This window comes from Enterobacter sp. J49 (assembly GCF_002148625.1).
GTDB lineage: Bacteria > Pseudomonadota > Gammaproteobacteria > Enterobacterales > Enterobacteriaceae > Enterobacter > Enterobacter ludwigii.
In genome coordinates, this window is sequence record NZ_MWPY01000024.1 from 229,888 (window position 1) to 244,297 (window position 14,410).

General features: G+C 59.0%; 5 protein-coding genes. 3 read left to right on the forward strand and 2 right to left on the reverse strand.

Annotation, left to right across the window (positions count from 1 at the left end; translation table 11 throughout):
- Window positions 1-54 precede the first annotated feature (54 nt).
- Entirely contained in the window at window positions 55-11,229 is an 11,175-nt protein-coding gene (locus BJP35_RS06510; protein WP_086462970.1) for a BapA/Bap/LapF family large adhesin, read from the reverse strand.
- Window positions 11,230-11,996: 767 nt separating this feature from the next.
- Here BJP35_RS06510 and BJP35_RS06515 point away from each other — a divergent pair.
- The 3 genes from BJP35_RS06515 to BJP35_RS06525 are packed head-to-tail and all read left to right on the forward strand — an operon-like array spanning window position 11,997 to window position 13,847.
- Entirely contained in the window at window positions 11,997-12,524 is a 528-nt protein-coding gene (locus BJP35_RS06515; RefSeq protein WP_032678808.1) for a tetratricopeptide repeat protein, read from the forward strand.
- A 7-nt stretch (window positions 12,525-12,531) separates the two neighbouring features.
- Window positions 12,532-13,062, forward strand: a complete 531-nt coding sequence (locus tag BJP35_RS06520) for a sigma-70 family RNA polymerase sigma factor (protein ID WP_020883892.1) — start codon at window positions 12,532-12,534, stop codon at window positions 13,060-13,062.
- A complete protein-coding gene (locus tag BJP35_RS06525; protein ID WP_020883893.1) occupies window positions 13,059-13,847 on the forward strand; it encodes an anti-sigma factor in 789 nt (262 codons plus the stop codon). Before BJP35_RS06520 ends, BJP35_RS06525 begins: the two co-directional genes overlap by 4 nt.
- Here BJP35_RS06525 and BJP35_RS06530 read toward each other — a convergent pair.
- The gene (locus BJP35_RS06530) at window positions 13,839-14,396 is read right to left on the reverse strand and encodes a YceI family protein (RefSeq protein WP_020883894.1); all 558 of its coding nucleotides are present in this window, start codon (window positions 14,394-14,396) and stop codon (window positions 13,839-13,841) included. The two genes, BJP35_RS06525 and BJP35_RS06530, sit on opposite strands and share 9 nt — an antisense overlap.
- Window positions 14,397-14,410 lie beyond the last annotated feature (14 nt).

Below are 14,410 nucleotides of genomic sequence, written 5' to 3' on the forward strand. Positions count from 1 at the left end.
GCTTTATTGTTTATGCCCGGGCGCTGTGCGCCCGGGTCATTTGTGCAGGTGCTATCAGGTAACGATGTGTTGCTGGTTCACTAACTCGTCGTAGGTGGTCTGGACGTTATCCAGCGTCACGAGCGTCGTATTAGTGTAGGTGCTCCCTGAACCATCACGGTCGATGGAGATCACGGTATTGCCATTACTATTAGTAACATGCAGATAATTACCGAGCGTTGAGCTGCTCCCGTTCCAGCCCACCAGCAGATCGCCGATATCGATTTTGTCCCCCTGCGTGAGCGAGAAGTTGGTCCAGTGATCGCCGGCAGTGCTGCTGACGTTGCCCGCGGTGGCGTTGCCTGCGGTGGCGTTCAGCACCTGGTAAATCAGGGTGTCGCCGTAGGCGGTGCCGGTAATGACGTCGTTATGTTCCGAGCTGATGAACTGCGGCGCCATATTGATGGTCAGCGTGGCACTGTCTGTTTTCCCGTCGGCATCTGTCAGGGTGTAGTTGAAGGTCTCCTTCGAGGTGATGGTTGAGAGCGACACCCCGGTGTTGAGGGTGTAGGTATAGTGGCCGTCCGCAGCAATTGCCAGCGTGCCGTAATGGCCGACGACGTTGACCGTTGCGCTGCCGGTGTACGGATCCAGCGTGGTGGTCACGCCGTTGTAGCCGGTCACGCTGAGGCGGGTATCCACCGAATGCAACTGATCCATCGCCCCGGCAGAGTCGGTGCCATCGAAGATGTTGCCGTCAACGGTGTGGCCGCTGGTAGAGTCGAACTGGGTCAGCGAGTAGGTGGTGCCGTTCACGCTTGGGGTAATGGTAATGTTACCCACGCTGAGCCCCGGTACGCTACCGGTATAGCTCAGCGTATAGGTTCCGGCATTCAGGTCCAGCCCGGAGAGCGCGATGTCGATATTGCCACCCAACAGCGAACCGCCGCTGAAGGAGCCGCTGCGAACAACATTCGAACCGTCACTGATTGACCAGTTCACCGTCAGGCCGCCCAATGCCAGCAGCGATGCCACGTTAAAGTGCAGCGACACGTTATGCAGCGCGGTGTTCGGATCCACCACGAAGGTTCCGCTCCCGCTGCCCTGGGTTGATGACAGCAGCGCGGTTGTCCAACTGGCCGTCCCGACGGTGGTATCCGAGTAGGTCGTCGTGTGATGTACCGAGGTGACGTCCATCGCGGTACTGACATCGTTGACCGCATCCATCGCCCGCGCGGTTGGGGTGATGTTGAGCGATGCCGTATCCTTCGCCCCATTTGGTGCGGTGATGGTATAGACGAACGTATCCGGCGTACTGATCGCGTCAGCACCCACACCGGCTTTCAGGGTGTAGGTGTACTGTCCGGACGCATTGATGCTCAGCGTGCCGTATTCCCCCTGAATGTCGGTCAGGCCGCTGCTGTTCACCGCCACGCCGTTCACTTCTGATACCACCGCGCCGGTTGCGACATCGTTATCCAGCACATCTCCGGTGGTGGTCTCGCCCACGCTCGACACGCTGTAGACATGATCTTCCAGCACGTTCAGCGTGTAGGCGGTCAGGGCGGTGATCCCTGCAGCCGTATTCAGCAGGAAGAGGTACTCCCCGGCAGGCAGGTTCAGCGTCAGCTGAGACGAGGTACCGCCCAGCAACGGCGCACGCAGCCAGCCCGGTTCGACGCGCATCTGCTCGAAGGTCTGCGTCGCGTTATTGAACTTGTAGACATACAGGTCGAATACCGACGCCAGCGCCACACCGCCCACGGAAGCCTGAATGGTCATGGTGCGGGTGGTTCCTTCCTCCACGTTATAGATGATCGGATTGCTCAGATCGTCCAGCAGGTTCAGCCCCAGCGTGTTGCCGAGATTGATCCCCACCACGGTAAAGCCGCCCTGCGACGAGGTGCCGTTATTGATTTCATGGACCGAGGTGTCAAAGGTCAGCGAGGCCGTGTCATCTACCGCCACAATACCGTTAGCGGTAGTACCGGCACCCAGCGACAGAACCAGGTTCGCCGACGCGCTGACGCCGTTATGGGTAATGGTGTAGGTGAAACTCTCCGTCCGGCCTACGACCGAGGCGCTGGTGTCGGTCAGGTTGTAGGTGTAGCTGCCATCGCGGTTAATGGTCAGCGTACCGTACTGGCCCTGAACAATCGTGCCGTCGGCGTTCACGCTGGTGGTGACACCCAGTGCGTTGGTGACAGCAGAGATCGTGGTCCCTGCCGGGGCGTTGTCGCTGCCCGCGGTCGGGTCGGCGTCGAGAATTACGTTACCGTTCAGGCTGGTGTCGCCCGTCACGGTACCGGCGCTGGTTTCTTTCACCGCCACATCGAGGCTGGTGTAGGAGCCGGTCGCCAGCAGGTTAGTGTTATAGCTCAGCACCCGATAGTCGCCGTTCGCCAGCCCGGTCAGGTTCAGCGATACGCCGGTGGCCCCGAGGGTCAGCAGATCGGCAAACTGGGGTTGTCCGGTATCCACGACGGTAGTCCAGGTACCGTTGACGCTGTCCCAGCGCTGTACCACCAGCTCAAGGGTATTGAGCAGGGAAAGCACCGCCCCCGTGGCATTGGCGTTCACCACAATATCCGCATTGCCGCCGCTGCCCACCGTGAAGTCCACCTGGGCAGTATCATTACCCAACAACGTGAGAACGTTGCCTACGGCACCCACCAGCAGGAAGCCATAATCACTGTACTGGCTGTTGGTGACGGTGGCCGTGGTGCTGATATCCAGCTCTTCGACGTTATTGCTGGCGGAGAGCGGGACGACCGGTGCGAGGGCTGAGCCTGGCTGCGACGTATTACCTGCGGCATCGGTGGCGGTGATCTGCAGCGTCTGACCTTCCGTCTGTTTATTGAGGAAGGTATAGCTGTAGGTGCCGTTGCTGCCCGCGATTGTGGTCACCGTGCTGCCATCGCCAAGACGGATAGAGACGGTACTGCCTGCCTCCGCGTTACCGGTCAATACGCTACCGTCCGCGTTAAAGGTTCCGGTTGGGGCCGTTGGCGCCGTCAGATCGACAATCACGCTGGTGGCGGAAGAGACCGGGCTGGTGCCCGAACTGTTCGTCGCCGTGGCGGTAAAGGCGTGAGAGCCTTCACTTAATGCCGGGGTGGTGAAGGTCCAGTTGCCTGAACTATCTGCCACTGCCGTTCCCATCGACACGCCGTTGTTATACAGCGTGACGGTGGTGCCTGGCAGGGCCGTACCACTCAGGGTTGGCGTGGTGTCGTCAGTGGTTTTACCGTTGGTCAGGTTACCGGTGACGGTGCCGACGTTATCGTTAATGGTGGTGATAAGCGGTGCGTTCGGCACCGGCGTTGCAGGGGCAATCACCGACGTGCTGACACCGGCGTTACCCGCCTTATCGGTGGCATAGACCAGCAGTGATTCACCGTTGGTTTGGGCCGGCGTGATTGTCGCGTTAAAGTTTCCGCTGCCGTCAGCCGTCGCGGTACCGAGCACTGTTCCGGTACTGGTGGTGATGGTAACGGTGCTACCCGCTTCGGCGGTCCCGGTGACGTGCGTACCGTTGGTGATCACGGCAAGGCTTGCCGGCACGTTCGGTGCAGTCAGATCCACGGTAATGGTGGTGGTGGCCGATGGCGTACTGGTGTTGCCTGCGGCATCGGTGGCGGTGGCGGTGAAGTTATGCGTGCCTTCTGTCAGTGTGGTGGTGGTTTGCGGTAGCGTCCAGTTGCCGTTCGCATCGGCGGTGACCGTGCCGACAAGCGTCGTGCCGTCATAGATGCGCACCGTCGCGTTGGCTTCGGCGGTCCCGTTCAGCGCTGGACGCGCGTCATTGGTCGGGTTATTGCCGGTTACCGGTCCGGTGATGCTGCCGACATCATCGACAACCGCACTGATGACCGGCGCAGCTGGCGCGGCGGCATCCACGTTGATCACATAGGCGGTGGTCGGGGCGCTGGTATTGCCCGCGGCATCGGTGGCGGTAAAGGTCAGGCTGTGTGACCCGTTGCTCAGCGCCGGAGAAGGGGTAAAGCTCCATGCCCCGCCGGTCGCGACCGCGCTACCAATCTGGACGCCGTTATCGAAAATTTTCACCGTGGCGCCCGCTTCCGCCGTACCCGTGAGGGTAGGCTGCGCGTCGTTAGTCAATCCGCCATTGGCAATCGGCGTAGCCGCATTGCCCACATCATCCACAATGCTGCTCAGCACCGGCAGGGCTGGCGGCGTCGTGTCGATAGTCAGGCTAAAGGCCGCTGACGAAACGCTGGTATTACCCGCTGCATCCGTGGCCTGCGCCGTGAAGCTGTGCGCGCCCGTGGCTAAGGTGGTCGTGAGCAAGATACTCCAGTTGCCACTGGCATCCGCGGTGCCCGTTCCGACAAGCGTTGTGCCTTCGTAGATATTCACAGTCGCAAACGGCTCACTGGTCCCGACAAGCCGTGGCACGGTGTCGTCGGTTGTCTGTCCTGAACTGAGCGGGCCGGTGATGCTGCCCACATCGTCAACGGCCTGGCTGATAACCGGCGCATTGGGTGCGCTGGTATCAACAACCAGCGTAAAGCCAGGCGAAGCCGGGCTGACGTTCCCCGCCGCGTCGGTCGCGGTCGCGGTCCAGGTATGACTGCCATTGCTCAGCGCTGATGACGGCGTAAAGCTCCATGCTCCGGTGCCGTCCGCCAGCGCGGTGCCGACCGGCTGTCCGTTCTCATAGATGGTCACCGTGGCGTTGGCTGCCGCGGTGCCCGTCAACGTTGGCGTGGTGTCGTCGGTACTTTGCCCGGAAGTCAGCGGCGTCTGTACGCTGCCTGCGTTGTCTCCCGCGGTCGTGATGGCCGGTGCCGCCGGTGGTGCCGTATCCACTGTCAGGTTAAACGGTGCCGTCGTGCTGCCGGTGTTGCCAGCCGCATCGGTGGCATTGAAGGTGATGGCATGAGGCCCGTCACTCAGGGCGGTGTCAGGCGTGTAGGTCCAGTTCCCCTGGGCATTAACCACCGCGGTGCCAATCTCGTTGCCATCCACAATGATATGCACTGTGGCACCCACTTCGCCCGTACCGTTGAAGGTCGGACGCGCGTCGTTGGTGCTGTTGCCGGTAGTGAGCGTACCGGTGACCGGGCCGACGTCGTCAATCACACTGCTGACCAGTGGCGCAGCAGGGCCTGCTGCATCCACGGTAAAGGCAAAGACCGACGAGTTTGCTGACGCATTGCCTGTCGCATCGGTAGCGTAGGCGCGAAGGAGATAGTTGCCGTCGCCCAGCGGCGTGCTCGGGGTAAAGGTCCAGTTACCACTTCCGTCGACGGTCGCAAGGCCAATTTGCGTACCGTTATTCATGATGTGGATTGTACTGCCCGGTTGTCCGGTGCCGCCGATCGTCGGGGTGGTGTCGTTGGTGACTTGCCCGCTGGTGAGGTTGCCGGTCACGCCGCCAGGGGCATTGTCGTTAACCGTATCCAGCGTTGGAACCGTTGGCGCCGTCAGGTCAACCACGACGTTCCAGCCGTTAGACACCTGGCTGACGTTGCCCTGTGGGTCGGTGGCGGTAACGGTGAAGGCGTGAGGCCCTTCGCCGAGCGCGGTGTCAGGGGTGAACGTCCAGGCACCGGTGCCGTCAGCCGTGACCACGGCAATCTGGGTACCACCGTCGAAAATTTTCACCACGCTGTTCGCTTCCGCCGTCCCCGAAAGGGTTGGCGTGGCGTCGTTGGTAGGGTCACCGCTGACTACCGTGGTGGCGGCGTTACCGACATTATCCGTTACGTTAGTGATCACCGGTGTGGTGGAAACCGTATCAACGACGATGGTGAAGCCTGTCGACAGACCACTTTCATTGCCCGCGGGGTCGGTCTCGCGGATGGTCAGAACGTTATTGCCCTCCGCCAGCGCAGGCGGTGTGAAGACCCAGGTCCCCGTATTGCCGACCTCTGCGGTACCCAGCAGGTTTCCGTTGCTGTAAACGGAGATGGTATCGCCCACCGTGCCGGAGCCGGTAAGGGTAGGCTGGTTGTCGTTGGTGGTCTGCCCGTTGGTGAGTTGACCAGTGCCAGGGCCGACATCATCAATCACTGAGCCAATGGTTGGCGTGTCCGGTGCGGTGAGGTCAACGGTGACGGTTGCAACCGGCGAGCGGCCGCTGGTCGAGAGCCCGACCGTCGCGGTCACTTCAAAGGTGTGCAGCCCTTCACCCAGCGCAATCAGTGGGGTATAGCTCCAGTTACCGTCCGCATCAGCAATCACGTTGATCAGCGGAACCGCGATGCCGTCCTGGTAGATGGTGATAATGCTGCCCGCTTCGGCCGTACCCACGAGTGTCGGGGTAATGTCGTTGGTGGTTTTGTCTTTCACGTCGCCGGTGACAGGCGTTTCATCATCGTTAATCGCCGTAATGATGGGCACATCCGGAAGATTCGGCAGCGTACCGGTGACGGTGTAGGATGCCTCAGGACTGAGGTTGCCCGCGGCATCGGTCGCGGTCACCGTCAGCACAGCGCCATCCGTTTGGGCTGGGCTGAGCGCGATGGAGAAGGTGCCACCGGTGGCTACGCCTGTACCGAGAACATTACCATTGTTATCGGTTACAGTGATGGTAGCCCCCGCTTCGGCGGTGCCGGTCAATGGAGTACCTTGAGCGGCTATGCCAGTAACCGCGGGAGCAGCCGGATCCAGAGTATCGACGTTAACGCTAAGCGGTGCAGAGCTACCGGACGTATTGCCAGCCGGATCGACCGCGGAGACGGTGAAGGTATGCGGGCCTTCCGCCAGCGTGCTGTCGGCGGTCCAGTTCCAGTTGCCGTCCGACTGTACCGTTACCGGCACCGTGGATGCTGTACCGTCTACAGAGACGATAACGGTGGTACCCGGTTCGCCGGTGCCCGTGAGAGTCGGCGTGCCGTCACGGGTATAAAGCACATTGCTTGTGAGCTGGCTGTCAGACACCGTATTAATCAGCGGGATTTCTGGCGCAGTGGTATCAACGGTGACGGTGAAGACCGGGCTGAGGCCGCTGACGTTACCCGCAGCATCGACTGCCGCAACGGTGATGTTGAGTGGGCCATCAGTCTGGGTCGGAAGATCGAGAGACCACTCGCCATTGCTGCCGATTTCGACGCGCCCTACCTCAACGCCATTGTTATAAACGATGACCGTTTCGCCCGCAGGGCCGGTACCGCCCACACCGGGGGTCGTATCCGTGGTAACACCACCGTCTGGCTTACCGCCAACGGCGCTAATGACAGGCGTATCAGGTGCCACGGTATCAACGGTGATAGTGATCCCCGGTGACGCCGCCGAAACGTTACCGGCTTCGTCGGTGGCGGTGGCGGTAAATTCGTGGCTTCCCTCATCAATGCTGGCGTCAGGGCGCCAGCTCCAGTTGCCGTTACTGTCTACGGTGACGCGACCCACTTCGGTAGCAGGCTGACCATTAATGCTGTCATAAATAATAACCACATCGTTCGCTGTGCCGGTGCCGCTCAGGACCGGACGCGGATCGTTCGTGGTTTCCCCGTCGGCAACCGGTCCGGTTATCTGGCTGACGCTGTCCGTAATCACCGGTGCTGCTGGCGTAGCTGGCGGGTCGGTGTCAATGGTGATGGTCACCGGCTGGGACGGGGCGCTTTCGTTGCCCGCGCCGTCCTTGTTGGTGACGGTCAGGGTGATGTCGTAGGTACCGTTGGCCAGTGGGGTATCCGGTGTCCATGTCCAGTTACCGTTGCTGTCCACCTCGGCGTCACCAATTTTGTCGGTGCCGTTGTAGATAGTCACGGTATCGCCCGGATTGCCGGTGCCGCTCAGCGTCGGCGTGGTATCGCGGGTGGTCTCTCCCGGGTTCAGCGGGGTTTCTGTTGTGCCGCCGTCAGGGTTCACGGTGATCTCTGGCGTCTCCGGCGTGGCGGGTGCCACGGTATCGACCACCAGCACAAACGGGCTGGAGACGGTCGTATTCCCGGCGGTATCGGTCGCATGAACTGTCAGAGAGTGCGAGCCGTTGGTGAGCGGGGTGGTAGGGGTGAAGCTCCAGCCGCCGGTACCGTCGAGTGTGGCGGTACCGAGCAGGGTATTGCCATCATAAAGCGTAATAACCGTACCCGCCGGCGCGCTGCCCTGAAGCAACGGTTGCGTGTCATCCGTGGTGTCGCCGCTGGTGAGCGGGCCCTGAACGTCACCGACGTCGTCGGTGACGGTTGTGATGGCCGCCGCCGGTGGCGGGGTGATATCGACCGTAAAGGTGAAGCCGCCTGACGGCAGGCTGATGTTACCTGCCGCGTCGGTGGTGACGGCGGTCAGGGTATGCTCACCGTTACCAATCGGTGTGCCTGGCGTAAATGTCCACGCGCCGCCGCTACCGACCAGCGCGGTGCCGATATCAACACCGTCCAGACGAATAGTGACCGTTGAGCCCGGTTCGGCAGTGCCGTTGAGTGTCGGGGTTGGATCGTTCGTAATGGCACCTGCGGTGAGCGCGCCTGTACTTCCCTGAACATCGTCCACCACTTGCGAAATTACCGGTACTTCGGGTGCGGTACCGTCGACAGTGATACTCCAGGCATTTGATGGCCCGCTTGGGTTACCGGCGGCGTCAACTGCCGTTGCCGTCAGCACGTGGCCGCCATCAGCAAGTGGCGAGGATGGCGTGATGCTCCATACGCCAGATGCCGGAACGAGTACCGTGCCGATGACCGTGCCGCCGCTGGTGAGCGTGATGGTTGTGCCAGGCTCGCCCGTTCCGTTTATGGTTGGTGTCCGGTCATTAGTGAGCCCGTTCTGGGCGACAGGGCCCGTAGTGGCAGAGGCATCGTCGTCCACTGAAACGATAACCGGCGTTTGCGCGGCGGTAATATCCGGCGCAATGGCAGGGGTTGTTGGCCCGGTATTGCCGGCGGGATCGGTGGCATCTGCGGTCAGGGTTTCACCGTTGGCTTTTGGTGGGGTCAGCGTGACGGTGAAGCTGCCGTCGTCATTGGCTTTCGCCTCGCCAACCGTGACGCCATTTTCACGGATGGTCACGGTGCTGCCTGGCTCTGCGGTACCTGTCACTTTGGTACCGTCATCTGAGACAACAACGTTATCCGGAGCCAGTGGCGCCGTAGTATCTGGTGCATCGGCTGTAGCGGGCAGGCTGGCGTTACCGCTGCCGTCGGTTGACACGACCGTCAGCACTTCACCGTTGGTCTGTGCAGGACTAATAACCGCCGTAAAGGTGCCATCGCTGTTGGCGGTGGTTTCACCGATGACCGCGCCGTTAGGATCTTTAATGGTGACGGTGCTGCCTGGCTCCGCCGTGCCGCTGACGCTCTGGCCGTTTTCTGCCACCTGAAGGTTGCCGGGGGCGACAGGAGGGGTTGTGTCCGTAGCCGTGACGGTCGCAGGTGTGCTCTGGTTACCAGCAGCATCAGACGCCACCACGGAGATCTGCTGGCCGTTAGTTTGCGCCGGCGTTAACGTGGCAACGAAGTTGCCGTTGCCGTCCGTTGTTGTCCGGCCAATTATGGTGCCGTCGCTGCTGGTGATGACAATGCTGCTGTTTGGCTCGGCAGTGCCGGTAATCTGCGTGCCTGCCGGATTAAGCGTGATGTCGGGCGTGTCAGGTGGCGTGGTATCGACAATGAAGTTGATTGGCTGCGACAACCCACTCTGGTTCCCGGCAGCGTCGGTGACCTGCACCGTTATTGAGTGAGCCCCCTCCGAAAGCGGTTTGTCCGGTGTGATGCTCCAGGTGCCGTTGGGCTGAACTTTAACGGTCGCAATGGGCACGCCGTTATCAAAAATCGTAATTGTCCCACCGGGCTCTCCTCTCCCTGCAAGAACAGGTTTAGCGGCATCAGTGAACAGGCCAGAGGTAATTGCGCCTTTGATGGCGCCCGTGTCATCGTTTAGCACGATGGCGGTTGGCGCAGTTGGTGCGGTGAGATCGATGGTAACGGTGAACACCGGGGAAGCCGGTCCGGTGTTACCGGCGGCGTCGGTTGCCCGGACGGTGAGCTGATGCGTGCTTTCGCTGAGATTGATCGAAGGGGTAAACGTCCAGGTGCCGTTGCTGGCAACGACAGCGGTGCCAATCGCGATCCCGCCATCATAAATGGTGACCGTAGATCCGGCTTCCGCGGTGCCGGTAAGCTGTGGTCGCTGATCGTTGGTGCTACCACCGTTACTGACCGAGCCGGTGACCGGATTGGTATCGTCTGACACGAGCGTGATGGCCGGCGCTGTGGGGGCGACGGTATCCACCACAAAGGTCACGGCGCCGGAGGCTGGGCTGGTGTTACCTGCCGCGTCGGTCGCGGTGGTGGTAATGGAATGGCTTCCGTTAGCGAGATTTGTACCCGGGGTAAAGGTCCAGTTTCCGCTGGCATCAACCTTGGTCGTGCCAATCGGCTGACCATTATCGTACAGGGTGACGGTACTGCCTGCTTCGCCGATGCCGCTGAAGGTGGGGCGGGCATCATCGGTACGCTGACCGTTAGTCAGCGGTCCGGTTTCTCCGCCAACGTCGTCATTCACTATTACGATATCGGGCGCATCGGGTGCGGTGGTATCCGGTGCTGTAACATGGCCGGCCTGGCTGGTATTGCCTGATGAGTCGGTTGCTGTGGCGGTAAGTTGCTCGCCATTCGTCAGCGGCGTGCCCAGAACAATGGTGAATTTGCCGTCGCTACCGGTTTTACCCGTGCCGACCAGATTGCCGTCCGCGTCTTTCAGCGTAATCGTACTGCCGGGTTCAGCAGTACCTGTGACAGTTTTACCATCTGAGGAGAATTGAAGGTTGGAAGGCGCATTTGGCGGTGTGGTATCCGGATCGGAAGGATTGCCCGGCGTGCCGGGGTTCGTATTGTCATCATCATCGTCGCCACCCCCTCCGCCACCGCTGCTTGCCGCGACAGCGATCCCGCCTGCGACAGCAAGACCACCGAGTACCCATGGCCAGATGGCTGCGCCACCGGTATCACCGCCTGAAGCCGCCAGTAATACGTCCGTGGAGGCGATAGATTCGTAGGTAGCAGCCCCGGTAGGATCTTCAATCCACCACAGCGCACCGTCACTCTCTTCCAGGACCAGCTGACTCACCCCCTCCGCGTCGGTGACGTAGAAATTCTTTAGGGTAATGACCTCGCCAGAGTGCAGCGTGACCACCAGATCGTTACCACTGCGGGCGAAGTGGGAGACATCGGCTCGCTCTACATGAAGCTCAACGATAGAGGAATGGCTCAGCGTAACCTGTGTGCCTTCCGTGGTAGTTTCCACGCCAGTGAGTTTCGATATAACAGAGATTTGGCTCATTTAGGTATTACTCCAGCAGAGTTGTCGTGAACGGCGTGCAAGATGCGCCATCTCTGCGGAAGGTAAAGCACGCCCCCGGCGGAGTTGCTGTTATTTACGCAGCACTCACCGTTATTTTTTTAGAGCGAACGATGCCCGCCATAATCCAGAGTGGCAACATCAGAGCGAATCTAATTACTCATGAGAGAGAATGTCGTGTATTTGTGTTTTTGTGTTGTATAAAACCCTGTAATTAATAGAGGTATTGGTTTTGACGATATAAAAATGATATAGCCAGAAAAGTCTGAATGTGCAAATTAAGCATCTGTAAACACTGTCTGAGGCGTTGAAGGGGGCATTAATTCATAGCTGGCTATTATAATTTAAAAAAGATAACTTGTTGTATTTATTGTATTTTTATTTGTTTGTAAATTGCGGTGTTTTATCATTTGCCATGAATAAATATTTAGCAGGGGACTTTTTATAGGATGGCGTTAAACGCTATTGTTTATGCCGGCTTAATGTGCGTTTAAGTTAGGGTAACGTTTTTGATATAACATATATTATGTTGGTAATTAATTAAAAATATATTCTTGTGCGGTGCCGGGATTCTGCTACTGAGAGAAAAATAATAACTAACAGGGAGTAAAGATAAAATATCCCGCTCAACATTTAATGGGGATACGACGTCAACATGATTCTGAGAAAAAAAAGAGGGGCCCGGGAATGAATAAAATGCACCGCTCACGCGTTTACTGACGTCATTCCCATTCACCCTGGAGCCTTTTATGAACACGACCTCTGTGCGTTTGATCCCGGTGCTGATTTTTTCCCTGTTGTCTCCTCTCGCGCTGGCGATGGGCGATAATAGTACCGAGAGCAAAACACCCGACTGTCCGTCCGGACAGGTGTATGACAGTGCAACTCAGAAATGTGTGCCCGATAAGAGCAGCAGCCTTAGCGATCAGGACAAAACCAACTATGCCTATCACCTTGCTAAAAAAGGCGAGTACCAGGCGGCGCTGAACCTTCTTGATTCGCTAAAAAATAACAACACGGCTGAAGCATGGAACTATCGCGGATATGCCACCCGCAAACTGGGTCGTACGGATGAAGGTATCGGTTACTATCAGCGTGCGCTGGCTATCGCCCCGGATTATGCCAAGGCCCGTGAATACCTGGGCGAGGCGTGGATGGTCAAGGGACGGCCGGATCTGGCCAAAGAGCAACTGAAAGTGATTGCCGGTATTTGCGGCCAGTCCTGTGAAGAGTACCGTGACCTGCAGGCTGCCATTAACGGACATCCGGAATCCTGATTTTCTCGTGGAGGGAAAACACATCGCTACCCGTGAGGTTCGCCAACAGTTAGCCGCACACCTCTCACGTCTCTGGCGTTATGGGCTGGTGTTGTCGCGAAACAGGGATGTCGCCGAAGAGCTGGTTCAGTCCACCTGCGTCCGCGCGCTTGAAAAAAGCAGTCAGTACATGCCCGGTACGCGTATCGACAGGTGGCTGTTTGCGATATTGCACTCCATCTGGATCTCTGAGCTTCGGGCACGCCATGTTCGTCAGGGGCAGGGGTTTGTCGCCAGCGACGAGCTTCTGGCGCCGGATACCCGTGAAGAGGATGAGACGCACCTGCATTACCTGAAGGTGATGCAGCGCGTCAACGCGCTCCCGGAAGCCCAGCGCAACACGGTTTTTTTGGTGTATGTCGAAGGCTTTACCTATCAGGAAGCCGCGAACACCCTGGCGGTGCCGATCGGTACCGTAATGAGCCGACTGGCGACGGCACGGGCAACGCTGGCAGCGTCTGCCGATGCCTTGCCCCCGGTTAAGGAGAAACGCTCTTGAACGCGCACCGTTTTACAGCGCCCTATAACGATGAGGCTATCGTGGCATGGATAGATGGCGAGATGTGTCATGCCGACGCGCAAAAATTTGAAGAAGAGTTGAGACGTGACGAGCGCCTCTCCGGGCGGACCACCGAGTTAATGAAAAGCAATGCGGATTACCCCGGCGCGTTTGCCGCTATGCTGGATGATGCTCCTCTGGAGAAGATGCAGGCCCGGCTGGCGGAACTGCCCGATCCGAAGCCCGCTACCCCGGTTGGCGTAAGCCGGCGCGCACTCATTGCCGCGTCGGTCAGTTTCCTGGTGGTCGGTTCCGGCGTGGGATATGGGTTGCGACCCGCTTTCGCACCGTCTGATGAAAACGCCCATATTCGTGACCTCGAAGCGCAATACATGTCGCTTTACAGCGTCGAGACATTGCTGGATATGGACAGCGCGCCGCATGTTCTGCAGCGTGGGCTGGAACGGGCAGCGCAGGATATCGGCCTGCAACTTCAGGCGTCACAGCTTATCCTGCATGGAGCAGAGCTTAAAATGGTCCGCATGCTGCGCTATGAAACCACCTCTATCGCGCAAATAGCCTGGATAAATGCCGACTACGGCCCAATGGCGCTGTGTATCTCCCCGACAGAGCAGACAACGACAGCCGCTCAACAGGAACAGCGGCACGACATGAACCTGGTGTGGTGGCAGAAAGCGGGATATCAGTTTGTGCTGATCGGCCGCAACCCGCTCCCACAGTTGCGGGGCAGTGCAGAGCAGCTGCAAAGCCTGATTTCAGGATGACGGGATACCGTTAGCCTGAATCGCAATGGTGATGGCAATCCTGTCATCAACGACCAGCGCAAATTTATCCATGCCGTAGGCCGCGCGCGAAATGGTTGTTGTCGCATCCAGCGTAAGGACCGGCGCGTGCGAATCTTTCACGACGGCGTCCAGAATGACCGGGCGGGCAATGTCGCGTACGGTCAATGTTCCGAACACCCGGAACGTTCCTGAACCCTGAGCGACCACGCGTGAGCTGATAAATTCGATAACAGGGTAACGTTCAGATTCAAAAAACATGTCGCTTTTCAGTTGCCAGGTGAGCAGGCTGTTTGAGGCAACCAGGGTAGCCACGGGAAGGGTGACATGAATATGGTCATCGATATCCTTATCCGGGTTAAGCGTTACGGAACCCGTGACGCCACTGAATCTGGCCCAGGAGAGGATCCCCCCGAAGGCGTGCCAGGATAACCGTATGGCGGTGTTTTCAGTATCAATGGTATAGCTCTGCGGGGCGGCCTGCGCCAGCGGACAGAGCAACACGAACAGAATAACCAGGCGTCGCAGCATCTCAGGATCTCTTT